21 protein-coding genes and 2 pseudogenes are annotated in these 24,549 nt (G+C 58.3%); 14 read left to right on the top strand and 9 right to left on the bottom strand.

Features of this window, described 5'->3' with window-relative positions:
- Window positions 1-229 precede the first annotated feature (229 nt).
- Entirely contained in the window at window positions 230-1,015 is a 786-nt protein-coding gene (locus HGP16_RS34295; protein WP_246703616.1) for a helix-turn-helix domain-containing protein, read from the top strand.
- A 101-nt stretch (window positions 1,016-1,116) separates the two neighbouring features.
- Here HGP16_RS34295 and HGP16_RS31455 read toward each other — a convergent pair whose 3' ends face one another.
- A complete protein-coding gene (locus HGP16_RS31455) occupies window positions 1,117-1,791 on the bottom strand; it encodes a Crp/Fnr family transcriptional regulator (protein WP_168843856.1) in 675 nt (224 codons plus the stop codon).
- Between the two features lie 515 nt (window positions 1,792-2,306).
- Between HGP16_RS31455 and HGP16_RS31450 the strand changes: the two genes are divergently transcribed.
- Window positions 2,307-3,272, top strand: coding sequence for a hypothetical protein (locus HGP16_RS31450; protein WP_168843855.1), 966 nt, complete (start codon window positions 2,307-2,309; stop codon window positions 3,270-3,272).
- Window positions 3,273-3,485: 213 nt separating this feature from the next.
- Entirely contained in the window at window positions 3,486-4,193 is a 708-nt protein-coding gene (locus HGP16_RS31445; RefSeq protein WP_168843854.1) for a hypothetical protein, read from the top strand.
- A 1,333-nt stretch (window positions 4,194-5,526) separates the two neighbouring features.
- Here the strand turns inward: HGP16_RS31445 and HGP16_RS31440 are convergent.
- Window positions 5,527-6,435, bottom strand: coding sequence for a hypothetical protein (locus tag HGP16_RS31440; protein ID WP_168843853.1), 909 nt, complete (start codon window positions 6,433-6,435; stop codon window positions 5,527-5,529).
- Window positions 6,436-6,664: 229 nt separating this feature from the next.
- Here HGP16_RS31440 and HGP16_RS31435 point away from each other — a divergent pair, with 229 nt between their 5' ends.
- From HGP16_RS31435 to HGP16_RS31420, 4 genes and pseudogenes are all read left to right on the top strand, one after another.
- Window positions 6,665-7,744, top strand: coding sequence for a DUF6892 domain-containing protein (locus HGP16_RS31435; protein ID WP_246703617.1), 1,080 nt, complete (start codon window positions 6,665-6,667; stop codon window positions 7,742-7,744).
- A gap of 236 nt (window positions 7,745-7,980) precedes the next feature.
- Window positions 7,981-8,726, top strand: a pseudogene (locus HGP16_RS31430) (ImuA family protein); the annotation flags it as partial.
- Window positions 8,653-9,067: pseudogene (locus tag HGP16_RS31425) on the top strand (DNA polymerase Y family protein); the annotation flags it as partial. The pseudogenes HGP16_RS31430 and HGP16_RS31425, both read left to right, overlap by 74 nt.
- A 70-nt stretch (window positions 9,068-9,137) precedes the next feature.
- Window positions 9,138-10,988, top strand: coding sequence for a phospholipase D-like domain-containing protein (locus HGP16_RS31420; RefSeq protein ID WP_168843852.1), 1,851 nt, complete (start codon window positions 9,138-9,140; stop codon window positions 10,986-10,988).
- Between the two features lie 113 nt (window positions 10,989-11,101).
- Here the strand turns inward: HGP16_RS31420 and HGP16_RS33835 are convergent, their stop codons facing one another.
- The gene (locus HGP16_RS33835) at window positions 11,102-11,242 is read right to left on the bottom strand and encodes a CYTH domain-containing protein (protein WP_312867355.1); all 141 of its coding nucleotides are present in this window, start codon (window positions 11,240-11,242) and stop codon (window positions 11,102-11,104) included.
- A 104-nt stretch (window positions 11,243-11,346) separates the two neighbouring features.
- Window positions 11,347-11,622, bottom strand: a complete 276-nt coding sequence (locus HGP16_RS34840; protein WP_409526876.1) for a LysR substrate-binding domain-containing protein — start codon at window positions 11,620-11,622, stop codon at window positions 11,347-11,349.
- A gap of 113 nt (window positions 11,623-11,735) precedes the next feature.
- Here HGP16_RS34840 and HGP16_RS31405 point away from each other — a divergent pair, with 113 nt between their 5' ends.
- The 6 genes from HGP16_RS31405 (at window position 11,736) to argE (ending at window position 18,886) form a co-directional block, all read left to right on the top strand.
- Window positions 11,736-13,001, top strand: coding sequence for a flavin-containing monooxygenase (locus tag HGP16_RS31405; protein WP_168843850.1), 1,266 nt, complete (start codon window positions 11,736-11,738; stop codon window positions 12,999-13,001).
- A gap of 50 nt (window positions 13,002-13,051) precedes the next feature.
- Window positions 13,052-13,465 carry a RidA family protein gene (locus HGP16_RS31400; protein WP_168843849.1) on the top strand — a complete coding sequence of 138 codons (414 nt, stop codon included), beginning with the start codon at window positions 13,052-13,054 and terminating at the stop codon, window positions 13,463-13,465.
- A 14-nt stretch (window positions 13,466-13,479) separates the two neighbouring features.
- Window positions 13,480-14,151 (top strand): DUF1028 domain-containing protein, encoded by a 672-nt coding sequence (locus tag HGP16_RS31395; RefSeq protein ID WP_168843848.1) that lies wholly within the window; start codon window positions 13,480-13,482, stop codon window positions 14,149-14,151.
- Between the two features lie 50 nt (window positions 14,152-14,201).
- Window positions 14,202-15,152, top strand: coding sequence for a LysR family transcriptional regulator (locus HGP16_RS31390; RefSeq protein ID WP_168843847.1), 951 nt, complete (start codon window positions 14,202-14,204; stop codon window positions 15,150-15,152).
- Window positions 15,153-15,345: 193 nt separating this feature from the next.
- Entirely contained in the window at window positions 15,346-17,703 is a 2,358-nt protein-coding gene (locus HGP16_RS31385) for a glycoside hydrolase family 3 C-terminal domain-containing protein (RefSeq protein ID WP_168843897.1), read from the top strand.
- Window positions 17,704-17,776: 73 nt separating this feature from the next.
- The gene (argE, locus tag HGP16_RS31380) at window positions 17,777-18,886 is read left to right on the top strand and encodes an acetylornithine deacetylase (protein ID WP_168843846.1); all 1,110 of its coding nucleotides are present in this window, start codon (window positions 17,777-17,779) and stop codon (window positions 18,884-18,886) included.
- A 46-nt stretch (window positions 18,887-18,932) separates the two neighbouring features.
- Here the strand turns inward: argE and HGP16_RS31375 are convergent, their stop codons facing one another.
- The 4 genes from HGP16_RS31375 to HGP16_RS31360 all read right to left on the bottom strand — a co-directional run bounded on the left by HGP16_RS31375 (window position 18,933) and on the right by HGP16_RS31360 (window position 23,115).
- A complete protein-coding gene (locus HGP16_RS31375) occupies window positions 18,933-20,018 on the bottom strand; it encodes an ABC transporter ATP-binding protein (protein ID WP_168843845.1) in 1,086 nt (361 codons plus the stop codon).
- Between the two features lie 4 nt (window positions 20,019-20,022).
- Window positions 20,023-20,934 (bottom strand): carbohydrate ABC transporter permease, encoded by a 912-nt coding sequence (locus HGP16_RS31370; RefSeq protein WP_168843844.1) that lies wholly within the window; start codon window positions 20,932-20,934, stop codon window positions 20,023-20,025.
- Complete coding sequence (locus HGP16_RS31365) at window positions 20,931-21,797, bottom strand: carbohydrate ABC transporter permease (RefSeq protein ID WP_168843843.1); 867 nt, start codon at window positions 21,795-21,797, stop codon at window positions 20,931-20,933. The genes HGP16_RS31370 and HGP16_RS31365 overlap by 4 nt, the downstream gene beginning before the upstream one ends.
- A gap of 85 nt (window positions 21,798-21,882) precedes the next feature.
- A complete protein-coding gene (locus HGP16_RS31360) occupies window positions 21,883-23,115 on the bottom strand; it encodes an ABC transporter substrate-binding protein (protein WP_168843842.1) in 1,233 nt (410 codons plus the stop codon).
- 541 nt (window positions 23,116-23,656) lie between these two features.
- Between HGP16_RS31360 and HGP16_RS31355 the strand changes: the two genes are divergently transcribed.
- Window positions 23,657-24,154, top strand: coding sequence for an NAD(P)H-dependent oxidoreductase (locus HGP16_RS31355; RefSeq protein ID WP_246703620.1), 498 nt, complete (start codon window positions 23,657-23,659; stop codon window positions 24,152-24,154).
- Here the strand turns inward: HGP16_RS31355 and HGP16_RS31350 are convergent.
- Window positions 24,140-24,361, bottom strand: coding sequence for a hypothetical protein (locus HGP16_RS31350; RefSeq protein WP_168843841.1), 222 nt, complete (start codon window positions 24,359-24,361; stop codon window positions 24,140-24,142). The two genes, HGP16_RS31355 and HGP16_RS31350, sit on opposite strands and share 15 nt — an antisense overlap.
- Between the last annotated feature and the right edge of the window lie 188 nt (window positions 24,362-24,549).

Genomic DNA, 24,549 nt, shown 5'->3' with positions numbered 1-24,549 from the left:
GCCCCGGGCGCCTGACGTCACGAAGACCGAGGCCTTCCAGCCCGCGTGGCTACGATGCGTGCAAACAACCGTCACGCCAACTCTTTTTTTGAACGCACATAACTGCACTGTTTCCGGCAAGCCCGATTAATTGCTGCCATGTGTGAGCCTGCGCACAGAGAAACGCATCCGATTTCGATTTGGTGATGAGGCCAACAACGGCCCCACTGCAGCTTCATCGGATTTCATCATGCGTGAGCACTTTACATGTGGCGATCATTCGCCCCTGCCAAATCTCTACCCGCCTGCGGCGAGGCATTTCGCGGTGGCGTATATGGAAATCACAAGCCTGCGCCGGTTCCTGGTGGCCGGCCTGTCCGAGAGCAGAATGAGAGAATTGCGGAAAATTCTGCAGGAGCTTGACGACGCATCCGGTGTTTCTGCCAGGAAATCAAATGCTGCGGAAAAGGATCCGGTTCTGCTTGTCGCCGTGGATCAGGACGCTGCGGTCGATATCTGTCTGCCCCTTTCGTCCGGGCCTATTGCCATAGTCGCACGCACCCTTCCGGATGTGGATAATTTGCTTCGGCGGGGCTTCGTCGACTATATAACTTATCCATTCAGCGCCTTGGAGATTCAAAGGCGGCTCTTTGGAATGCCGTCGGCAAGTGGTCGCGCGGACATGCCGGCAGATCTGGGCGTCCCGTCGATGGTGCGATCCGCATGTGGGTTCCTTGAGGTCAATATTGCCCGTACGGTTGGCGTCGAGGAACTGGCCTCAAGAATGGGCACGAACCGGAATACCTTGAACAAGGCGTTCAATCAGGTGTTTGGCGTCGGTCCCATGACTTGGCTGCGCCAGCGTCGTTGCGCAGTGGCGGCACAGCTATTGCGCGAAGGATCGGAGAGTATTCTCAATATCGCGCTCAGCGTCGGTTACGAAGATCCGAATAATTTCTCAACCGCGTTTCGCAAGATTTATGATCAAGGCCCTATGGAGTTCCGGAAGAAATTCAAAACGCGGAAACCTTGTTAAGGAGGCCAACGACGCGCCGGTATGATCCCAAGCCGATTGTCTTTTGGTGAAGTCGCGTGCCGATCGAAATTACGCTTGGCGTCGGATCAATCCGATGCTGTCTATTGTTCATGAAGCAAGGCGCTCGGCTGAAGGATGGTGAGCCGCTGGCGTCCCGTTTCCAGTATCTTGGCCCGCTTCAAGGCGGAGATCGAGCGGCTAACCTCCTCGCGGCTGGCACCAATGGAGCCTGCGATCTCAGCATGGGTCGGTAATCTGAGCAACTGGCCGTTCGGCTCGAATACTCCGTCTTCCAAGGCGCAGCGAGCAAGATAGGCCTTCAGGCGCTTATCGACGCTTTGGCTTGCCAATTGGTAGCTATGCGTCGTCAGACGCCTGATACGGCCAACCAAATCGATCGTCACTCTTTGTCGCACCAAAGGCAGTGCGTCCATCATACTGAGGAATGCCTGCCGTCTGATGACGATCAGGCATGAGTCTGTTTTTGAGTATACCGACAAGGAGCGTCCGCCTCCATCGATGGCCGACAGTTCTCCGAAATAGTCCTTCGCGTGCAGGCGAGTGAAAATCAGCTCTCGTCCGTTCTGATCGAGATGGAGCGCCAACAGTGTCCCGAAGCGGAGGAAATAGACGTCGCCGCTGGTGTCCTCCTGGCTGAATACGACTTGGCCAGGCGCATAGAAGCGCGTGAATAGATCGCGCGCATGCGGCGCGACGTCGTCTCGCGAAACGTCCCCAAACAAGGGACAATTGAGCAATTCGTCGACATCGGTCACTTGGTCCCTCCCGAGTCCTGGGCGATTTATACCTATCGCTATATTTGCCGAGCGCGGGTCTTTTCAACCTGTGCAGGAAGCCTGATCTCTAAAAATGGTGCGCACTCGCGATCATTTTGATTGCGAGGTTAAGAACTGGAACTGCAGGAATTGTCCGATCAGGTCAACCGCTCTCGAAATGACGCAATGGCCTGGTGTCGCAGACCATCGTCTAATGTTCGGCGGCGGGACTAGCGCCGTGGCGCAATCATGCCGGATTATGTGTTCCCGACAGCCAAATAGTGTGAAACTCAAAGATTTGAGTGAAGCAATCAGAGGCATGAATCCTTCAGTGCGTGCACAAGATATCGCCGTAAGCAAACAGGTAATGTCAGTGGAAAACGTGGCACTACCGCGGTCTGAACACTCAGTTGGAGAGGCAGGCGGTTTGCTTTCGGGGCTCCCGCGTCATCACCGAGCTATGACGCAAACTTGGGGCCTCCTTTTCGGAACTCTAACCAAAAGGAGCACTTGCGATGACCCTATATATTTTTGAAAGAACTGGTGGAACTCTTTCCGTTCCCAACGTGAAGGCCATCGTCAAAGAGGCCGGCTACGATCCCGCAGCCCTGGCCTATACGCAGGTCGATTCGAAAAAGGTCAATGCAACCGGAGCTATCGTCATGGCTCCGAGCACGCTGGAGCATGCTGCAAAGAAACTGGGATACAAAGGGACGACCGTGACGGTAGTAGATGGCGTTGCCGAAGAGGCCTATTCCTCATCGAACCGTGTTATCAGGTCCGTTGCGCCGAGCATCGGTAACCTACTTGGCGCCACGGATTATGGCGTAACCATCAGCATGGACCAGAATACCGTCGCGGCTCTGTCGAGCGGCAACTATTCCCTTTTTGGCTTTAAGGGAGTGCAAACAAGTGCCGGCGGCGGCGTGCCGCTCGTCTGGTTCAAATCCGATGATTTCGGACTGGACACCGAGGTCTCTTGGGAAGTCCAGTACGAGGCTTACACGTCCAGGTCCGCGATCATTCCCAATGGTCAGATCAAGGGCTTGAGCTCTTACGCGATCGATCTCGGCCAAATGCTGGAAGTTGAGACGCCCCAAGGCACGGGCAGCGTTGTCGACGGCACGGAAGGAATGATTTCGATCGAAAATCTGACGACGACGCAGGTGACTTGCGGGATTTCCGAAGTCGTCGACGGCACGGCGCAGCCCCTTTGCGCTTTCCCGCTTTATGGCAACGGCCTCGATGCGATAGTGCCAATTCAAAAGGTCATGTTCACATTTTCCACCAATACCGTGAATACCGGCACCGTGATCGAGAAAGCCTATAGCCAGAGCATCCTGATCGACCTCACCGCCAAAACCCATCGCGAGGTCTCTTTCGACATCAACGAAGGCTGGTCATGGGGAGGTTTCAGCTGGGCCCAGGCCATCCGCCCCTCGACCAACGTCGTGCCGCTGTTGATCGAGAGCAACGCCTAGTCTGCTGACTTGCGTCAATCAGTGCGACTGGGGTGGGAAATCCTGCCCCAGTTGTTGTGTAATCGCAGATTGGTTCTCGCCAACCTTGCGGCCATGCCCTTCACCTTCACCGTGGAAGCTTCTGTGGCGCTCACGGATCAGGACGCAAGGCAATTGTTCCCGGCAGAAGATGGTAAGCCTCTCTCTTAATATGGAAATCGAAGGAGATTCCGAATGCCCGCGTCCTCGGCATACAAGATCGCTCTCTCCATGGTTCCGGCGACCGTAGAAGCCCTCATCGACGGCGGTTATTTCCTTTGCGGTATGTTTGCTGCCCAGATGACGAACGACGCCGCGCGACCAACCATCGCCTTTGCCACGCAAAGCATCACTCCGAACATGTTGATAGAGTGGATGCCGGCTATAGCGGCCTACACTTCGAATGACCCCATGGAAAGCGGTCGGCTTATTAAGCCCGGTTACGAAACGGCAATCACAGAGGGTCAAACATTCTTTGTAACGACCGGAGGCGTTGGCGACGTAAAAGGCGAAGGTCCATTATCGAAAATTGCAATAGCCAATACCACGTCGACTCCCTTTACGGTCGGCTTTGCCCGATCCGTTTCAGCATCGGAAGCGTCGGTCCCGATCTTTGCAGTACCCCTATATGGAAACCAGATAAACGTTGCCGTCCCCTTACCTAAAATTCTTTTACTGTTTACGACCGCTGAGTTCAAGCCAGGTACGCTGGTGGACAGGTTGACCATAAAATTTCTGCCCACGGCCTCATATAGCTCGTCGCTTCTAGTAACGGCGGACCAAATTCAGATGCGTGAACTAAGTTACGACATTGATGGTGGATGGAGCTGGGGGTTGTATTCTTGGGCTCAACTTGTTTCTGGGGATGCCGATCTCGCGAAAGTGCTCATAGAGCGGAAATAGCATGATTGAAGTATTCCAGCCGGACATAGCGTGAGATACAGGGCCGAGAGAGCTCGATCCAACCTGATCCGACCTGAAGGCGCAGGCGCGGTTCCTCGCCGAAGGGTTTACCCTTACTATCGGCCCATCGATGAAGAGCACTTCAGGAGCATGCTTGCCTGCAACGGCGATGTTCGTTCGCTGTTGCAGGCTCAACCTTCATGATCACTTTATAGAGCGCGCCGTTGACACGCGCCTAGAATGGGTGGCATTTGTCCAATAGTAATTTTCCACGGAAATGAATTCGACGTTGAGCGTCCGACGACACTTTGATGAGGGCGTAGCGCCGTCGGACAGTGCATGAGCCGGGTCGGGGGTGGCGTCCGATCCGGCAGCCAACACTCTGTCGTCTACCGAAGGTTTAGTTAAGCTGCCCGAATGGATGGACTCAGAGGGGCAATGCAAGTACCGCTAATTAGTCCTCGCCGCCTAGCAACATTTTTCCGACATAGCCAGATTTTGGGCCATCAAAGACTATGACATTGAACTGATGGGGTGGATGCCCCCTCCAGCCGGCATCGGCGTATGATGCCTGCGGCTGTCGCGCTCGCCAACAAGATGGCGCGCATCATTTGGGCGATGATGACGAGGGAGCAGAATTACAGAATGGCGTAATCCGCTGCCTTTCTCGAAAGGCAATGCGGTGACGCCTTGGGTGACAAGCCCCGGTGGGAAGATCGACTGACAGAACGATGGGGAAAGGACTTCAATGTTCAGAATGGGGTAAACCAGTCCCGGCGCTCGAGCACAAAGCTCTCTGAGCCGATGTGGTCCCTGTTCTTCGAACTGCATCCCGGCCCGTGGCTAACCAGGCCACACCAAGAGGCCTGACACACGACCGATAGAATTCCTTGTTCGTGGACGACCGTCAAAAATCTTCTTGCCAAACCGGGGGCATCCACACACGCACCGCCGCGATCCGTTGCGCAGACCTGAAAGCTCCCCTTCGCAAGGTCGATCGACAGAATGTGGACTGCTGTCATCTGCCTCTCCTCCGCAAGCGCCACCATGGCGCTGAGCAGGCATCATACGCCGATGCCGGCTGGAGGGGGCATCCACCCCATCAGTTCAACCCGTCACAAGCTGGGTATGCGCAGATCGGTCCTGCGAATGACAACTCGCCTTCCAGCTGATTTTAGCCGGGCATGTCTCGGCAATGCAACTGCGATTCGTGGCAGGCACCTGGTCTTCGTCCACAGCCGGCTTTAATCGCCGAGATCGAGTTTCGTGGATGGATCCCTGACGATTGGAATAAGCGACACGATGCGTCGGTCTAGGAGCTCGGGGTAGCTGCCTATTCTGCCGGCTGGTCAACCTTGGAGCGGATTTCTCCCCGCCGCCATTGCTCCAGTCTTTCAGCATAACGCGGCGCGATCCGGTCGAAATTCTCCCAGCTGTCTGCGGTCATTGCTTCACCAGGTTTGCGCCAGTCGTTGCTGTCGCCGAAGAACTCGGTCACATCGTCTAGCGCCGAAGCCTTTTCCGATTTCATCAGCCGCTTCATATAGGCGTGGCAGAAAGAATCATGTTCCGGCCGCACGTCGCCTTCCCACAGCAGGCCGCCGAGGGTGGAGGAGAGAAAGGCGAGAGGCGTCAACTGGCGCTCCCTAAGTGCTGCGAGCTGTCCGTCGGCGAGCCGCCCTTCACGAAGCATGCCATTCAGCGCGCACCAGCTGGCAAAGAAGGCCTCTTCGACCGATAGCTGCGGATTGGTCCCCGGATAGATTGTTGCGTAAGCTCTCTCTTCGGCAACGCTCAGCAAGAGAGACTCAGGCCGTCCGTCCGAGCCGAGCGTGGTCTTGGCTTTCAGGCCTTCCCGCGGCGCCGGCAGCGTGAACCGGATTGCCTCTATGGCGCCCTCGATTCGACGCACGAAACGGTCGCTCAAGGCAGCATCGTCCATTTGCCAATCGAATCCAGGCGGCAGAGAGCCGCGATACTTCGGAAAAATGAAGGCATGCGAGACCCAAGTGACCCAGCTGCGTCCGTCCTTGCGTGGCGGAAAATAGGAACGGTTCGTAATGCTGGCGCGTGCCCCGATTTCGATACCGAGCTTGCGGTTTTCGAGGTGGACGGTGTTGGTCGGCGTCGTGTTCTTGAACGGCTTCTTGCCGATCGCCTCCGCAAGCCTCAGAGCGGCCGGGTCGTCAATGCGCTTGCCGAGGGCGTCGAGAAGCAGCGGTGTAATGTCTTGGTCTGTCATACGCTCTCCAGATTTGCTACGCCGGCACGTATACCGGGAGGAATGTCCGAAGATCAACTCATGACGAGGCTGCTCATTGTGGAATGACAGCAGCGCGGCCAGCGAACCACGAGCGCGGAACGTCTTCGCGTCATCCAATCACGCGAGGCTGCACTGCTTTCAAAAAGCCGGAAGAGCCAGTAATAAACTTCAAGCACAAGTAGTGTCTGTCCGGCTGGAGGCGAAGCCCATGAGAAAACGGGAATTCCTGATCGGCACGGCTGTTCTGGCCCTGTCCGTCGTAACAGGAGGTGAAGGCATGGCGGCGTCGAACGAACCGGTCGATGCCTCAGCGCTTGCCACGCTCCGGCCCGGCATGCCGATGTCGGCAGTCGAGAAGGCAATGGGCTCTGCCTGGCGCACGCCGGCGCCGCATAAGGGCGGCGTGATCGACATCCTCGAAAACACGCATGGCGTTGTCGTGCGGATCGATCGAAAAGGGCTGATCGGCAGGATCGATTTCAATTCCCGCTTCATGCATACCATCGCCGGCATCCCGATGGGCATATCGCTTGCCGATCTCCGCGCGACAGTGCCGGATATGGAAATCGGAGACGAAAGCGCGACGAGTGGCGGCGCACGATTCGGAACGAAGCAGCTGCTCGAGAGCATTCTGTCCGCCCGCATCACGTTCGACAAGGTCTCCGGCATCGCCATTTTCAATCCAAAGGCGGAATATGCGGAGCCGAGCGCTCCGCCTTACCCCACTGGAAGCGGCGCTCCCGGAGCTCCGTTTTCAGACCCGAACCTGAAGCTGGCGGTCATGTCGTCGCTTCTCTTCGCCAAGGCGCTCGATCTCGGCACGCCGCAACAGCTTGCCAGCCATGTCCTGGGGCGGACGGTCGACCTGGAGCGGGATGGCTACGAGCTCATTCCCGAAGCGCTGGACTATCTCGTCCGCTATCCGCTGACCGACGAAAACCTCGCAGCCGTTGAAAGGATCGAATTCGACGGCAGCGGGGCGATCTATCCCTATGCGTGGTATTTCTGGGGTGGCGAGGAGGACGTGTTCGATATCAAGGACATATCGGGACTCCGTTTCTGCCCCAACCTGAAAAGCTTTTCGGTCAACTCCATGATCGACAAGGTCGATATTCGCGCCCTCGTTCCGCTCAGGAAGCTCGAGCGGGTCAGCATCAACGTGCCGTCCGAACATGTCGATGCATTGCTCGATCTACCGTCGCTTAGAGAGGCGGGCCGCTTTCCCCAGAGCCCGGCCATCGATGATACCTTCGAAGAGTTGGAGCGGCGCGGCGTGCAAGTTTACTGAGCGGAGTCAATCACACGCTCCGACGCCGGGATCTAGTTCGTTCCGAGGCTCCAGCCACGCCGTGTGAAAAAATTCCTAATTCGGCCATCGGATTGAATCCGTTCAGGGAATCCGTCAGGCCAGCGTGCCGCTCAACTTGAGCGCGCCTGCTGCGCATTGACTCGTTTTGGCTTTGAGAACAAATAAAGAACATACCGACTTTTCTCAAGTCAAAAACGGGTTGCCGCAAGGAGATTATGACCACATCAGTCGCCACTTCGAATGCCGTTCTCGACGAGTTGCGCGAGAAGATCGCCAGCCTGGAACGTAGCGGCCTGCGCCATCGCAATGTCCTGCCGTTCGGGGTCAGTGAGATCGATGCGCAGTTGCCGGGAGGTGGCTTGGCCTTTGGTGCGCTGCAAGAAGTGGCCGGCGGCGGGAACGGCGCGATCGACGGGGCAGCCGCGGCCCTCTTCATCGGCGGGATCGCGGCGCGAATGACCGGCAAAGTGGTGTGGTGCCTGACGCGCTTCGATCTGTTCTTTCCGGCACTCGCCCAGGCCGGGCTTCACCCAGACCGCGTCATCTTCGTCGAGTGCGACAAGGAAGAGACGGTGCTGGCAAGCTTCGAAGAGGCCTTGCGCTATGGCGGTCTCGGCGCCGTCGTTGCTGAACTGGTGCGCCTGCCGATGACGGCATCGCGCCGGCTGCAGCTTGCGGCGGAAAAGTCCGGCACATTGGGGCTGGTGATCCGCCGCTGGCAGCGCCAGACGGAAGCCTCCGATTTCGGCATGCCGACGGCCGCGGCAACCCGCTGGCGGATCTCGGTACTGCCCTCCGAACCGCTTCCCGTTTCGGGTGTCGGGCGAGCGCGATGGCTGGCAGAGCTGATGCGGGTGAGGGAGAAGAATTCATTATCGGAGCATGCGATGGCGAGGGTCGTATCTGCCTTTCTTCCGACACTGCCGACCGACCGGATCAGGCGCGCCGATCCTTCGCTCTGCCCTGCCGCTGGTGGTGATCGTCAGGAGCGGCTCGAAGCGATGGGTTGCGGCGACCGATCGGGCAGCGCTCAAACTCGGCCTTCGTGTCGGCATGCCGGCCGCCAAGGCGCAGGCGCTGGTCCAGGGGCTAACGATGATTGATGCCGATCCGACGGCCGACCTCGTCACGCTCGAACGGCTGACATTGTGGGCCTTGTCGCAATACTCCCCCATTGTCGCCATGGATCCTCCGGACGGCATCGTGATGGATACCGAAGGAGCCGATCATCTGCAGGGCGGCGAGGATCTGATGCTCTCCGGCCTCGTCCACCGCTTTCTAGGACGCGGTCTAGCAGCGCGAGTGCCCGGACCACACAACGGATGGAAGCTGACATCCCACCGGCTCCGCCGGCATTGATGGGGCGGGGCAGATGATCGACACGGAAACAGCTCCGTGCTTTGTTCGAGCCTGCGGCTCGCCCGCACACAGCCACCGCGATCCGACAACTGTCATTTACGGGCAGAAGTACTGTGCTATTGTTCGCGCTTACGCTGCACAAGCGGAAGGCGACATGGCGATCAAGATCAGTCTTTCGGCGTACACCAATTCCGACGATGCGTTCGTCGCGTGGGCGCCAAGTGATTTTATTCCGGGATGTTGGGGTTTCCAGCTTGAACGAAAGCGGAAAGCCGGCGGTGCGACGGTCACGGAAATCGTTGAAAACCGTGTCGGCTTCGAAAAAGACAGGCCGAAGTCGGGTGATCACAAGCCGTCCAACGTTTGGCCGTTCCAGAGGTTCAACTGGACCGATCATGCCGTCGACGTTGGAAGCCAGGTCCAGTACCGCATCACAGCGATGATCGCTGATGGAAACGACGGTTTTACAGGCGGCCCAGCGAGTTCTTGGACCGGATGGCTGTCATTGACCGCCGACGCTGGTAAGGGGTTCTCATGCTATTTCAATCGGGGACTCGTCCTGTCGCAGTTTTTTGCGCGGTATATGCGAGACAACCATCTCTCCGCGAAAGCGGTCAAGGATAAACTCAGGAAAAAGGGCGGTGCCGACGAGTTCCGCAAGTTTCTGCAAGGTGACTTGGGTGCGGAGCTATTCGGCATTCTGGCCGATGTCAAGACTTCCGGAAATACGCTCTTCGCGGCCCTCTATGAACTCGATGATGACCTGCTGGAAGAGGCGATCATCGTGCTCTCGAACCAGATGAAACTGATCCTGGCCAACGGTTCGGCGACGCCGGACGGCAACAAAAGCGCCCGGGACAATCTCAACGACCATGGTTTTCCGACGATCGACCGGCTGCTGGGTAGCAAGGGTCTGGGACACAACAAGTTCATGGTCCGCGCGGATGCCGCGGGGCCCCAGGCTGTGTGGACCGGAAGCACCAATTGGGCGACGACCGGTCTATGCACCCAGATCAACAATGGCCTGCTGGTGGCCGACGCTGGCCTGGCGAAGATCTACCAAGACCAATGGGACCGTTTGGCGAAAGCTTCACCGCCGACAACCCAGCCGGCTGATTTCACACCCGGGCTCAAGGCATCCAACGATAAGCCGACGAATCTTAAGGTGCAGGGGGTCGATGTCACGGTCAGATTTACCCCGACCACCGACCGGGGCGACATGCAAGCACTCGCCGATCTGATCAATGGCGCGAAGTCGTCGATTCACTTCCTGATGTTCACGCCCGGCAATGATGGGCTGCAGGACCTGTGCGCGAAGCGCGCCAATGAGAAGGGCATGTATGTCAAGGGCGTGGTGAGCAGCCTTCCCAAGGCAGAGGATGAAGCCAATGGCAATGTCCTCACCGTCGACTTGGTTTCAAGCGATCACAGCTTCAAACCCGATCATTATTCCATCGTCCAACCGCAGGGCGAAGAAGGGATCGGCCCGTGGATTGGCGAAGTAACACGAAAAACCTTCCTCGCCTCGGTCGGCCACGCCATCGTGCACGCCAAGGTCCTGCTGATCGACGGTCTCAGCACGAATCCGATCCTCGTGACGGGCTCGCACAACTTCTCCAACAATGCCAGCAAGCAGAACGATGAGAACTATCTCATTGTCCGGGGTCACAAGCCCCTGGCCCATCGCTATGCGACCTTCATCATGTCGGTTTATCAACACTACCGCTACCGGTCCTATATCCGTGAGATGCAAGCGGAGAAGAAGGATCCGTGGAGCTATCTCGACACAAGCGACCAGTGGCTCAAGATCGAACTGAAATCGAAAGCCGCCGAGATCGCTTACTGGACGAACCCGGCAGCTTGATCTTAGTTTTGCAGACCTAACGCCTTTCCCAGAGAGCTCATGTGGCCTGCCTAAGCTGCATGCTCTCGAGCCACCTGCTACTTTGCGGCACCCCATCCGCGTCCCTCTTTCCGCTATGGAACGCGGCTTTCTCCTGTTTGGCGGACGCGAAGCCTAAGGCCGCGATCGAAGAGCTGTCGACTGGGTGTGTCGAAGTACGTCGATTTCTGCTGCAAAACGTGGGCCGGTTCGCCAGGAAGGCTGGAGCCAAGAATGGCATCAGCGTCAATTCGTATCTGGTTGCGATCTTATGAGTCGGTCACCTAGACTAGTAGAGTCCGCCATCATTGCAGGGCTGCCACACTTGTGTCGTTTCGGGCTAAATTGGTTCGATCTGAACTAGCGCTGGCCTGCTCGCTATTTCACTGAGCAGCCAGTTTCTAAATGCTTGGATTCGCGGCTTTTGCGCGTGCTGCATCTGTGTAACAAAATAATAGGAAAGAGGAGTGCCCAGTGATGCCGCTATGGGGATTCTTACGAGCCCCGAGTTGATGGCTTCCTCGGCATAGATGTCTCGAACTAAGGCCAATCCCTGCGAGGCCACTGCCGCCTTGATCATAGATGGCGCGCTCTTGGCCGAACATCCTGTGACCAGCTTAGCGACAGCCTAATCAACGCAAACTAAAAACGTAATTTTCCCTAGCGGGGCAGTGCACTACACCGGATGTCATAATCCGGACGCAGCCCGAAGGGAAAAGGACGCAAGCGATGTCAGTTGAAACCGTGGACACTCTCGTTGTTGGTGCTGGCCAGGCCGGCGTTGCAATGAGTGAGCACCTGGGCAAGGCTGGTGTGTCCCACCTCGTGCTCGAGCGTAGCCGTATCGCCGAGCGCTGGCGCTCGGAGCGGTGGGACTCGCTGGTTGCCAACGGCCCCGCCTGGCACGATCGTTTCCCCGGCATGGAATTTCCTGATCTCGATCCGGACAGCTTTCCGGCAAAGGACGCCGTTGCCGACTATTTCGAGGCCTATGCCAGGCAGATCGATGCCCCTATCCGCTGCGGCGTAGAGGTCAGAAGCGTCGAGAGGCATGTCGGGCGCCCCGGCTTCCGCGTCGAAACCTCACGAGGCGTGATCGATGCACAAAACGTTGTGGCAGCAACGGGCGCTTTCCAAGTGCCCGTCGTTCCCGACTTGATCGCCAATGCACCCGGCATCACCCAGATGCATTCGACCAAGTATCGCAATCCCGGCCAACTGGTCGAAGGAGCGGTACTCGTCATCGGCGCCGGTTCTTCGGGAACCCAGATTGCCGAGGAGCTCATGCTGTCCGGCCGCAAGGTCTACCTTTCCGTCGGCCCGCATGACCGACCGCCGCGCGCCTACCGCGGCCGTGATTTCTGCTGGTGGCTCGGGGTTCTCGGAAAGTGGGACATGGAAGCACCCGGTCCGGGCACCGAGCATGTGACGATCGCCGTCAGCGGTGCGCGAGGCGGCTATACGATCGACTTCCGCCGTCTCGCCGGAAAGGGCATGGTCCTGCTCGGCCGTACAACGAGCTTCGATGGAACGAACCTCAGCTTCTCCGACGATCTCGCCATGAATCTGGATCGTGGCGATGCCAACTATATGGCGCTGCTTGACGAGGCGGATGCCTACGCGGCAAGAAACGGCATCGACCTGCCGGAAGATCCGGAAGCGCGCCGTATCGAGCCGCAGCCGGATTGCGTCGCGAACCCGATCCTTAATCTCGACCTGGCTCAAGCCGGCATCACGACGATCATCTGGGCAACCGGCTTCTTCTCTGACTACAGCTGGCTGAAACTGGATGTCTTCGACGAGCGTGGCCGTCCGAAACACCAGCGTGGTGTATCGGCTGAGCGCGGCATATACTTTCTCGGCCTGCCTTGGCAGTCGCGCCGCGGATCGAGCTTCATCTGGGGCGTCTGGCATGACGCGAAACATCTTGCCGACCGTATCTGGACACAGCGCAAGTACAACGAATACCGGCCTTCGAGCCAGAAGGTCGGCTGAGGCCAGCCCCAGCACCATCGATACGCATCTCCCGATCCAAGGAATTCGACATGGCCCATACCCGCATCCGTAAGTTCAATACCAAGGACACCTATCCGGAACAGGCGCTGGACAACGACCTCTGCCAGACTGTCGTTGCCAAAGGCACGATGGTGTTCGTACGCGGTCAGATCGGCCAGGACCTCGACACCTCCGCCAGCGTTGCCATCGGCGATGTCGCCGGCCAAACCGAACAGGCCATGGCCAACATAAAGATGCTTCTTGACGAGGCCGGCTCGTCCCTTGATCACGTCTGCAAGATCACGATCTACATCGTCGATCCACGCTATCGCGAGGCTGTGTACCGCGTCGTCGGCAAATGGCTGAAGGGCGTCTTCCCGGTCTCTACGGGTATCGTCGTCTCCGCGCTTGCCCGGCCCGAATGGCTGGTGGAAGTCGACGCCATCGCGGTCATTCCCGAATAAGGTGCCCTGATCCCATGACCTTTTCCATCGCCGCCCGCTGCGCAGAGACCGGCATGTTCGGTATCGCCATCTCCTCCTCTTCTCCGGCAGTCGCCGCGCGCTGTTCGCATGCCAGAGCTGGTGCGGGGGTGGTGGCCAGCCAGAACATCACGGATCCCAGCCTTGGCATTTCGGGCCTGGAGATGCTGGTAATGGGGGCAACGGCGGAAGAAGCGCTTGGCCGGCTGGTGGCATCGACCCCCTTTGCCGACTATCGGCAGTTGGCAATCGTCGATGCACGTGGACACGTCGCCGGTCACTCCGGCGAGCGTACACTCGGAATCCATGCGATGGCAAAGGGTCAGGGTTGCATCGCCGCCGGCAATCTTCTGGCTAGCACCGATGTCGCGCAGCGTATGGTCGCCGCATTCGAGATATCCGTTGGCGATCTTCCTTCTAGGCTGCTGAAGGCACTTGCCGCTGGGCTTGAAGCAGGCGGCGAGGCTGGCCCCGTTCGCTCGGCGGGACTGAAGGTTGTCCGAAACGTTGCCTGGCCGATCGTTGATCTCCGCGTAGACTGGCATGATCAGCCGATCGAGGCCCTCCAGGATCTTTGGGCGGTTTATGAGCCGCAAATGGAAGACTACGTTAAGCGGGCGCTCGACCCCAACGCCGCCCCATCCTTTGGGGTGCCGGGCGATGAATAATGCGATCGCCCGCTGCTTGTTCTTCCAGCTAGCAGAGATATTATGAGGCTATGAGATACACGCTCCGCCAGATCGAATATTTCATTGCGACTGCGGAGACAGGAAGTATCACCCTCGCATCCGAGCGACTGAATATTTCCCAACCATCGATTTCGACGGCCATTACCCATCTGGAAACCGAGCTGCAGACGCAACTCTTCGTGCGCCACCATGCAAAAGGTCTTTCGCTGACGCCGGCTGGCCGCCTCATGTTGGCTGAGGCAAAGCAGCTGGTCGAGCAGGCAGAAAATATCTACACCGTCGCCTCCGAGGTGAACGAGAAGGTCCGCGGCCAGCTCTCGCTTGGTTGCATGGTAACGCTGGCTTCGATGATCATGCCGGAGCTTTCGTATTCCTTCACGTCGGCATTCCCGGAAACCCGCATAATCCAGACCGTTAGCGATCACGAGGAACTGCTCGAAAAGCTTCACCGCGCTGAAATCGATGTAGCTGTCAGCTACGATCTGCTCATCACCGACGATTTCGACTTCGCGCCGCTTGCAACTTTGCCGCCGCATATTCTTGTCGGAGAATCGCATCCTTTCGCTCGTTACACCTCCATCAGCCTGGACGAATTGGCCGACGCACCGCTGATCTTGCTGGATCTACCCATCAGCCGCGAATATTTCCTCGGCCTGTTTGCAAAATCCGGCGTGCAGCCGACCATCGCCATGCGCTCCGCCTACCAGGATGTCATCCGCACGATGGTGGCGAATGGATACGGCTATACAATTGCCAATGTCCGGCCTCGGTCGCAGCTTGCCATGGATGGTCGTACTGTCGTACGGGTGCCGATTTCCGGCAACCAGAAGCCCATGGTTATAGGGGTCTTCACCTTGAAGCAGAACCGCAAGCCTCGGCTGATCGAGATGTTCGAGCAACATTGCAAGTCTTTTGTATCGGATTCCTACATTCCGGGAATGGTCGCCCCGGTCATGGAGCGGCGTAAGGTATCAAGCTGATCGGATCTGCAGAGCTTTTGATGAAGCGCCGCCTCGGAAATGCATTATTTCTCTGCGACCAGCCAAATGCCATCATCGATCAACGCAACACATCTCGGCCATGGTCTACCGGCGTACGGTCAAAGAACCCCGTGCTCCGTAGATTGCCAGCACACAGTCACTTTGGAGAGCTAACGTGAATTCAGACAAGCTTATGGATGGTGACTTCGCGGCGCTGATCGCAGAAATGACCAATGCGGAGAAAGTTGCCCTCCTGGCCGGCCACCGCATGTGGAAGACGAAGGCCATCGAGCGCCTGGGAATCCCGAACATCGTCATGACCGACGGTACCTACGGCGTGCGCTATTCCATACACCAGATCGATAACGATCAGGCCGGCGGCATCGACTTCTCTGCCTTCCTCAATGTTGTCGGCCAGCGGGCAAGCCATGTCGAGGTAGCCTGGGGTGCGATGAAGCAGGCGACCTGCTTCCCGAACGGCTCCAGCCTCGGCTGCTCCTGGGACGTCGATCTTGCCTACGCGCTTGGGACCGCACTTGCGATGGAATGTCAGGAATTCGGCGTGCACCTGCTCCTCGGGCCCGGCATCAACATTCGCCGCACCCCGCTCGGCGGCCGCTCCTATGAATATTATGCCGAGGATCCGGTCGTCAGCGGCGATTTCGCAGCCGGCGTCATCAACGGCCTGCAGGAAAACGGCGTTGGTGCTTCGCTGAAGCACTTCGCCTGCAACAATTCGGAAGTCGAGCGCACATCGATGGACTCGGTCGTCGACGAGCGTGCTTTGCGAGAAATCTATCTCAAGGGCTTCCAGCGGGCGATCGAGAAGAGTAACCCGTGGACGGTCATGAGCTCTTACAACCGCCTGAACGGGCTCCAGGCCGCCGAAGATCACTGGCTGCTGACCAAGGTGCTGCGCGAGGAATGGGGTTATGACGGCCTTGTCGTGTCCGACTGGCACGGCATCAAGGATCGCCCTGCCTCGTTGACAGCCGGCAACGACCTCGACATGCCGGAAAGCGAAACCCGCAAGAGTGACCTGTTTGAAGCCATCGAGGTCGGCAAGGTCGACATGGCTGTCGTGGATGAGGCCTGCGTCCGCGTTCTGGCGCTGGTACGTGCCGGCAAGCTCGGCGAGCGGCGCGACACGGTGTTCGACCGCGATGCCCATCACAAGCTCGCTCGCCGCATGGCAGGCGAATCGATGGTTCTCCTGAAGAACGACGATCAACTGCTGCCGATCACGCCCGCCAAGGTCAAGCGGATGGTCGTTATTGGCGAAGGTGCCGGCGTTCCGATCATTCAGGGCTCGGGCTGCGCGACCACGACGCCGACGCTCGTGGATGTGCCGATTGACGAGATCGTGAAGGTGGCCGGCGACGCTATCAAGGTTGACCAATACCGTGGGACCAGCGAAGTCGAGAGTGAGCGCGCTGTACTCATTGCCGAGGCTGTCGAGGGCGCACGGGGCGCCGACGTGGTCGTCATCTTTGTTTGCACGGAGAATGGTTACGACGGTGAGGGGTCTGACCGCACGACGCTCGACCTCGCACCGGGTCACGATGCGCTCGTCAGCGCCGTTGCCGCCGTCAATCAGAATGTCGTCGTTGCCATCGCCAGCCCTGACGCAGTCGTCATGCCGTGGGTTCCGGAAGTGAAGGCGATCGTCGAGATGTTCTTCTCCGGCCAGGCGACCGGCGGCGGCATTGCCGATATTCTCTTCGGCGTCGTCAACCCTTCGGGTAAGCTGACCACTACATTTCCGAAGCGTATGCAAGACATGCCTTCCTATCTCAGCTATCCCGGCGAGAACGGCCGTCACTACTACAGCGAAGGCATCCATGTCGGCTACCGCTGGTACGACGCCCGCCAGATCGAGCCGCAATATCCCTTCGGCTTTGGCCTCAGCTATACCAGCTTTGCCTATTCAGACCTGACTCTGGACCGCTCGGAGCTGAATATCGGCGAGGAGGTTGTTGCGAGCTTCACGGTGACTAACACCGGCGCCGTCGCGGGGAAAGAAGCGGCACAGCTCTACGTAAGCTACGGCAAGCCGCGGCTGCAGCGCCCGAAGCGCGAACTGAAGTCCTTCGCCAAGGTGCATCTGGCGCCAGGCGAATCGAAGCGCGTGTCACTCACGATCCCTGCTGCGGATTTCGCGCTCTTTGATTCCGGCAAGGGCCGCTGGATCCTCGATGACGATGCCGTACAGATCGAAATCGGTTCGTCCTCGCGCGACATTCATCTGGTAGCGCCACTGCAAATCCGTTCGCGCGCCTCGCGCCATCGTGAAGTGAAGTGGGACACGCAGCCCGTCTTTATCCTCGCCAATCCGATCGCGCGGGCCAAGTTCAATCAGTTCCTCCAGAAGCACCTGTCGATCGACGAGGGTGAGGCGGACCGGATGCTCGAACATTGCGCCAACTCGTTCTTCGGCATGTTTACGACTTTCGATCGGCGCTTCCGCCATGCCTTTCCGAAGGGTGATATCGCGGCGCTGCTCGCCGATATCAACCAGGCGATGGCTGATGAAGAGACGATTGCCCGCTGAGCACCGTTAAAGACAGAGAATAATGGAGGCTCATTGCGATGCGGGCCTTCGCTCGTTTTGGGAGTGTCATTTCTTGAATACGCTCGACCTGCTTGATCGTCTTGTCGCCTTCCCCACCGTCAGCGCTGACAGTAACCTGCTGCTGATCGATTTTGTCCAAACCTATCTCCGCGACCGCGGTTTCGGGTGCCGGCTGGTTGTTGACCAGACTGGCAAAAAGGCGAACCTGTTTGCCAGCATCGGCCCCCGGCAGGATGACGGCATTGTCCTTTCCGGCCACACCGATGTGGTGCCGGTCGCAACGCAGGCCTGGACCTCCGACCCATTTCGGCTGACGCGCCGCGGCTCTCGTCTTTGTGGCCGTGGTTCGACGGACATGAAGGGGTTTCTTGCAAGCGCGCTATCCGCTGCCGACCGCATCAATGGCAAGTTATTGAAGCGGCCTTTGCATCTCGCCTTCTCGCATGACGAGGAGATCGGCTGCGTCGGCGTGCGCTCGCTGATCGATGTCCTGGCCAAGGAACAGTTCAAGGCTTCGCTTTGCATTGTCGGAGAGCCGACATCCATGTCGATCGCCCTAGGTCATAAAGGCAAATTGGCGGCCCAGGGGCGTTTCAGGGGGGAGGCGGGCCATTCCTCGCTTGCCCCGCGTTTCGTCAATGCCATTCATCTGGCCTGCGACTTCGTCGGCGTCCTGCGCAGGGTGCAGGACGAGATTGCCAGCGTAGGGTTCCGAGATGCGGACTATGACATTCCCTACACGACGGTTCATGCCGGCAAGATCGCCGGCGGCGAAGTTCTCAATATCGTGGCAGAACGCGCCTCGGTCGATTTCGAGATTCGCCACTTGGCGCAGGACGATGTCGAAGACATCCTGGCACCCATTCGCGCCTCTGCCGGTTCCTTGACCGAAATCGAGGTTTGCAATGCCTATCCGGGGCTCGCCACCTCAGCCGCGAGTGCCGCAGCAGCTTTCGCAGGGCGTTTGCTCGGGGAGGCACCATTGACAAAGGTCTCGTTCGGAACGGAGGCCGGGCTGTTCGCCTCGAAGCTCGGGCTTGATGCGGTGGTGATCGGTCCAGGTAACATGGACCAGGGCCACCAGCCGGACGAATATATCGAGGAAGCGGAATTGGAGCGCTGCGACGCCATGATGGATCGTCTGATCGGCGAGCTCTGCTAGGTGTCGAGGGGCCACCGCCGCATCCGGCGGCGGCTGCGACTGCGCCCTACAGGCGCTGCTCGCTTTCCTTCGAGAAGATGGAGGCGATGGTGGGATTGAAGGCTAGGCGGACTTCTCCGGACAGGCCGCGGGCCTTGGCCGCGGGAAGGCGGACCGACAACTTCTGTTCTCCCAGCGCGAACCAGACCAGCGTATCGGCGCCCATGGGCTCGATAAAGGTAATCGGCGCGAAGAGCGTCGGCAGCGTCGTCCGATCGTCGGCAAGCTGGATGTCTTCCGGCCGGAAGCCGATCACTATCTCCTGGCCATCGACGGCAGGTTGGCGAAACGGATATGCATCGATGGGCAACTGGTAATCGCCGAAGGCAGCCATTGGCTCGCCGTCCTCGATCTTCACGCGGGACGATATCAGGTTCATGCCGGGCGATCCGACGAATCCAGCGACGAACAGAGTTTCGGGCTTCTCGTAGAGCTCGTCCGGCGACGCGTATTGTTCGATCTTGCCGCTTTTCATGACAGCCACGCGGGTGGCAAGTGTCATGGCCTCGATCTGGTCGTGCGTGACGTAGACGATGGTGCTGTGCAACTCCTGGTGCAGCTTCTTGATTTCCAGGCGCATTTCGGTGCGTAGCTTAGCATCGAGGTTGGAAAGCGGTTCGTCGAAAAGGCAGATCGGGCTACGGCGTACGAGCGCCCGGCCGATGGCGACGCGCTGGCGTTGCCCACCGGAGAGCTGCGAGGGGCGGCGGTCGAGAAGGGGCGTCAGCTGCAGCAGGTTGGCTGCCCATTCGACACGCTGGGCAATCTCGGCCTTTGCAACCTTGTTGACGCGCAGCCCGAAGCCGAGGTTCTTGCGAACGGTCATGGTCGGATAGAGCGCGTACGACTGGAAGACCATGGACATGTTGCGGCGGCTGGAATCGACATTCGTCACATCCTGGTCGCCGGCGATTATCCTGCCGGTATCGAGGTCCTCGAGGCCGGCAATAACGTTCAGCAGCGTCGACTTCCCGCAGCCCGAGGAGCCGAGCAGCACGATGAACTCGCCGCTGGCAACCGAAAGATTGATATCGCGAAGGATGTGCTGTGGTCCGAAGGACTTGTTTGCGTCGATAACGGAAATCTGTGTCATTGCATTAGCCCTTCACAGCGCCGGCTGCGAGGCCACGCGCAAAATAGCGTCCTGAAAGAATGTAGATGAGAAGCGGTGGCAGCGCGGTCAGGAAGGTGGCAGCCATGTTGACATTATATTCTTTAATGCCGGTTGTCGTGTTGACGATGTTGTTCAGTTGTACCGTAATCGGCAGGTGGTCCCGTCCGGCGAAGATCAGGCCCAACAGGAAGTCGTTCCAAATGCCGGTTGCCTGCATGATGATGGCGACGACTAGAACGTTGACCGACATCGGCAGCATGATCTCGAAGAAGATCGTGAAGAAACCCGCGCCATCCATCTTTGCCGCCTTGGAAAGCTCAGGCGGCACACCCTGGTAGAAATTGAAGAATAGCAGCGTCATGTAGGGCAGGCCGAAGATGATGTGGATTAGGATGATCCCAGGCAGGGTCCCGTAGAGCCCGATGCTGCTGAAAATGCGGACCAATGGGTAAAGGATGACCTGGTAGGGAATGAAGGCGCCAAGCATCAGCGACAGCAGGATTACGCGGCTTAGCTTCGACTGCCACTGCGACAAGGCAAAGCCGGTCAATGCGCCGAACAGGATCGAGAATATGACGCTGGGCACGACGATCTCGACGGAATTCCAGAAATTCCCGTGAATGCCGTTGCATTCTATCCCCGTGCAGGCTGTTAGCCATGCTTTTGTCCAGGCGTCGAAATTGAGACTTTGGGGCAGGGCGAAGATGGTGCCGGTGCGCAGCTCGTCCGCAGTCTTTAGGGAAGTCGAGATCACCAGCAGCAACGGGATCGCGTAATAGACCAGCGCCAGTGACAGGATGATGTAAAGCGGGATACGGCCGGGCCTGGTGCTGCTTGCGCGCGGCATCGCATGAACAACAGGTGCGCCGGATTGGGCGAGAGGGGTCGCAGTCATCGCTTCTGCCTCTTGAGCTCGATATAGACATAGGGCGAAAGGGCGCAGATGACCGAAACCAGCATCAGAATGGCTGCAGCTGCCGCCGTGCTGATATTCGCACGCTGGAAGAGGAGATCGACGACGAACTTGCCCGGCACATCCGTGCTGATGCCCGGTCCGCCGCCGGTCATGGCGACGACAAGGTCGTAGCTCTTGACCACGGCGGTCGCTAGCAGGATCACGCAGGTCAGGATCAGCGGGCGAAGCATGGGCAGCACGATGCTGACATAGGAGCGCCAGACGGGAATGCCGTCGATCTTCGCGGCTTTCCAGATATCGCCGTCAATGCCCCGCAGGCCGGCCAGCATGATGGCCATGACAAGGCCGGAGGATTGCCAGATGGCGGCGATGGAGACGGCATAGATCGCCTTCTCCGGGCTTGCCAGCCAGTTGAAGCTGAAATCCTGCCAGCCGAAGCTGCGCACCAGTGCTTCGATGCCCGTTGTCGGGTTCAGTAGCCATTGCCAGGCAAGACCGGTGACGACGAAGGACATGGACAGTGGATAGAGGAAGAAGACGCGGAAAAGCCCTTCCGCCTTGACGTTGCGATCGAGCAGGGTTGCAAGCGTCGTGCCGATTACGAGCGAGCCGGCAATGAACAGGCTGCCGAAGATTAGCATGTTGGCGAAAGCCGTATGCCAGCGCGGCATGGAAAGCAGTGTCGCATACTGGCCGAAGCCGTAGAACTTGTAGTTCGGCAGCATCGTCGAATGCGTCAGCGAAATATAGAGCGTCCAGAGGATCGTGCCGTAGAAGCAGACGGCAATAACCACGGCGCTCGGCACAAGCGTCAGCTTTGCCGCGAGGTTCTTCTTAAACATTGCTAGCCCCGCTGGTCGACATCGCAACTCATTGACGAAACTGCCCCGGCAACTGTGCCGGGGCAGCAGACACTAACGGCAGGACCTAGTTCCGTGCAACGATGTCGGCATACTGCTTGGCAGCATCGGCAGGCGTCATTGACGGATTGCTCCAGAACTGGGTCACCAGGTCCTTGATGGCGCCGACCGTCTCGCTGCTGAAGGAGAGTTCGGCGTTCGGAGCGAGGGCGCTTGGGTCCTTGAGCAGGCCGGCTGCCTTCTGGGTGCAGATGTCAGCATCCTTCAGGTTGACATCGAGGCGCGGGGGCAGGGCGCCCTTGATGGAGTTGAAGGCAAGCTGTGTTTCCGGATCGATCATGACGTCGACCAGCAGCTTGCGGGCAGCAACCTGCTCGGGCTTGTCGCCGATCGGGAAGACGAAGGTGTCGGAAACGATGTTCAGCACCCCATTGGTGCCTGGCGCTAGTTCGCAGCCATATTCCTTGCCCGGTGTCATCTTGGCAGCCTGGAACTCGCCCTTGGCCCAGTCGCCCATGATCTGCATCGCGGCCTTGCCGGTGATGACCATGTTGGTGGCGTCATTCCAGTTGCGGTTGGTGTTGCCGTCATCCACATAACCACGCAGCTTGGCGAACGTCTCGAAGGACTTGACCATCAGCGGACCGCCGGCTGCGTCCACGTCATGCTTGGTGTAGACGTCGGTGTAGAACTTGTTGCCGCCGGTCGCGATCATGATCGAGCGGAAGACAAGGGCTTCCTGCCATGCCTGGCCTCCGAAGGCGAGCGGGATGTAACCCTTGGCCTTGATCTTGTCGGCGGCGGCGAAGAACTCGTCCCAGGTTGCCGGCGGCTTGACGCCGACGTCGTCGAGTACCTTCGTGGAGTACCACATCCAGTTGGCAGTGCCGATGTCGATCGGAACGGCGTAGAGATGACCGTCGACGCTGGCCTTGTCGACGACCAGCTTGGGCAAAAATGTCTGCCAGCCCTTCGTGGAGGCGATATCGTCGATCGGCGCCAGGATGCCTTCCTCGACCAGTGGCTTGATTTCGCCGAGGTCGACGACCATCGAGGTCGGCGCGTCGCCGCCTGCAACACGGCTCAGAACGGCTGCGCGGGCAGCTTCATAACCTGTGACCGGGCTGTCCTTCCAGGTGCCGCCCTTCTTCGCGACATCATCGGCGATGACCTTGATGGCGGCCGCTTCGCTACCGCTCGTCCAGTAGTGCATGACTTCGGCGGTCTGAGCGAAAGCCTGGCTGGAAAGCAGGAGCGCGATTGCTGTGCTGGCGCCGGTCAATGACAGTTTCATTCCCATTATGATCCCCTTATCGGTTTCATTTTCCGTGTCGAGTTAATTTCGTCGCACGTTGAATAGCAATTTTGATTTTATGTGCCATTGCGTCACTAAAACCGATCTTCCATGGGCAACGGATGCACTGAATGCAATTCATGTGGTGGAAAGGATTATTCGTCGCGCGCTTCGGGCTACGACTGAGCGCGAACGCCCAAGACGATGGCTAGTTGATGAATCGCCGTCCATTTCGACGATCACACGCTCGCGAACGTCGTCGTTGCGCAACAGCCCACTCAGCGAGGTGCCAGGGTGCATCATGGGCAGTCAGGGTATTGGCAAGGATGACACGAAGGCCGCATTTTCGAATCTAGTCAAGGCGAGCGTGAGGACGCCAGTGTTCTGATCGAAGTCTCGCATAGCGCTAGAGAAAATTCTTCCGATGAGTCGCCGCTGAAAACAGCAATTCAATCCACTTTGCTTTGAAGATTAGAACATCTTCGCTAATCAAAAGACTACTAAATATATAGGGCAAATTATCTATTTAAGTGGGCGCTTCGTCGTTATGAACATCCTCGCGCTGAGTGGCAATGTCAAAAGACCGTCCAGGACGGCGTCTCTGGTGAAGATGGCTGCCGATCGCCTTCGGCAACGCGTTAGTGGTCACGTGCAGTCCATCGAACTCGTCGTCGCAGCGCCCGTGCTCTTTGGGGCGCTCAGAGCGGACCAGCTCGATACAGAGGGCAAGGCGATCATTGCCGCGGTGCAAGGCGCTGATATCATCATCGCAGGATCGCCTGTCTATCGCGCGTCCTATAGCGGCGCGCTGAAGCATCTGTTTGACCTTGTCGATTATCGCGCGCTGACGGGCAAGTGCGTCGTCTTGGCCGCAACCGGCGGCACGCCGTTGCACGGCCTGATGCTTGAGCACCAATTGCGACCGCTCTTCGGCTTCTTCAATGCGATGACCGTTCCGACCGCAATCTATGCGCTTGAGGCCGACTTTACTGCTCACGAACCGCTGCAATACGACGATCGATCCCGCGAGCTAAAGCGATCCTAATTTGTTCCAAAGATCAGGATCGATAGTCCTGATTTCATCGTTCAGAGCACGGTCGATGGCATCGATCCGCCTTTGGGCATCTATGAGATCGTCTATTTTGGAGAAGTCGTTTTCGGCCACCGTCGATGAGGCAATCTCCTGGCGCAGAGTGACCAGCCAGTTTCGGATTTTTCTGAGATTTTCGATATTTGGATTCGATTTCCACATGGATCTGCCGTGGTCCGTTGAAGCTTAACTAAGATCCTGGATGTCTTTTGAATTCTGCTTGTAAGCAAACATCGGCATTGTTGGTCTTTGGTCGACGTTTTGTGGAGGTTTCGTGAACGGGTGAGCGGGAGCGTTGACGCGGAGGCCCTGTCTGGCGTTTCTTCTTCGGGAAGGGGGTGCGGATGGAC

The organism is Rhizobium sp. P40RR-XXII, from assembly GCF_012641405.1.
Taxonomy (GTDB): Bacteria; Pseudomonadota; Alphaproteobacteria; order Rhizobiales; family Rhizobiaceae; genus Rhizobium.
The sequence above is the reverse complement of the archived record's forward strand: the minus strand, read 5'-3'. Positions and strand labels throughout refer to the sequence as shown.

Excerpts from the sequence above, each read along its gene's own strand:
- HGP16_RS34295 (WP_246703616.1), top strand. The coding sequence starts at position 230 with ATGCGTGAGCACTTTACATGTGGCGATCATTCGCCCCTGCCAAATCTC.
- HGP16_RS31450 (WP_168843855.1), top strand. The coding sequence starts at position 2,307 with ATGACCCTATATATTTTTGAAAGAACTGGTGGAACTCTTTCCGTTCCC.
- HGP16_RS31445 (WP_168843854.1), top strand. The coding sequence starts at position 3,486 with ATGCCCGCGTCCTCGGCATACAAGATCGCTCTCTCCATGGTTCCGGCG.
- HGP16_RS31440 (WP_168843853.1), bottom strand. The coding sequence starts at position 6,435 with ATGACAGACCAAGACATTACACCGCTGCTTCTCGACGCCCTCGGCAAG.
- HGP16_RS31435 (WP_246703617.1), top strand. The coding sequence starts at position 6,665 with ATGAGAAAACGGGAATTCCTGATCGGCACGGCTGTTCTGGCCCTGTCC.
- HGP16_RS31420 (WP_168843852.1), top strand. The coding sequence starts at position 9,138 with ATGATCGACACGGAAACAGCTCCGTGCTTTGTTCGAGCCTGCGGCTCG.
- HGP16_RS31405 (WP_168843850.1), top strand. The coding sequence starts at position 11,736 with ATGTCAGTTGAAACCGTGGACACTCTCGTTGTTGGTGCTGGCCAGGCC.
- HGP16_RS31400 (WP_168843849.1), top strand. The coding sequence starts at position 13,052 with ATGGCCCATACCCGCATCCGTAAGTTCAATACCAAGGACACCTATCCG.
- HGP16_RS31395 (WP_168843848.1), top strand. The coding sequence starts at position 13,480 with ATGACCTTTTCCATCGCCGCCCGCTGCGCAGAGACCGGCATGTTCGGT.
- HGP16_RS31390 (WP_168843847.1), top strand. The coding sequence starts at position 14,202 with ATGAGATACACGCTCCGCCAGATCGAATATTTCATTGCGACTGCGGAG.
- HGP16_RS31385 (WP_168843897.1), top strand. The coding sequence starts at position 15,346 with ATGGATGGTGACTTCGCGGCGCTGATCGCAGAAATGACCAATGCGGAG.
- HGP16_RS31375 (WP_168843845.1), bottom strand. The coding sequence starts at position 20,018 with ATGACACAGATTTCCGTTATCGACGCAAACAAGTCCTTCGGACCACAG.
- HGP16_RS31370 (WP_168843844.1), bottom strand. The coding sequence starts at position 20,934 with ATGACTGCGACCCCTCTCGCCCAATCCGGCGCACCTGTTGTTCATGCG.
- HGP16_RS31365 (WP_168843843.1), bottom strand. The coding sequence starts at position 21,797 with ATGTTTAAGAAGAACCTCGCGGCAAAGCTGACGCTTGTGCCGAGCGCC.
- HGP16_RS31360 (WP_168843842.1), bottom strand. The coding sequence starts at position 23,115 with ATGGGAATGAAACTGTCATTGACCGGCGCCAGCACAGCAATCGCGCTC.
- HGP16_RS31355 (WP_246703620.1), top strand. The coding sequence starts at position 23,657 with ATGAACATCCTCGCGCTGAGTGGCAATGTCAAAAGACCGTCCAGGACG.
- HGP16_RS31350 (WP_168843841.1), bottom strand. The coding sequence starts at position 24,361 with ATGTGGAAATCGAATCCAAATATCGAAAATCTCAGAAAAATCCGAAAC.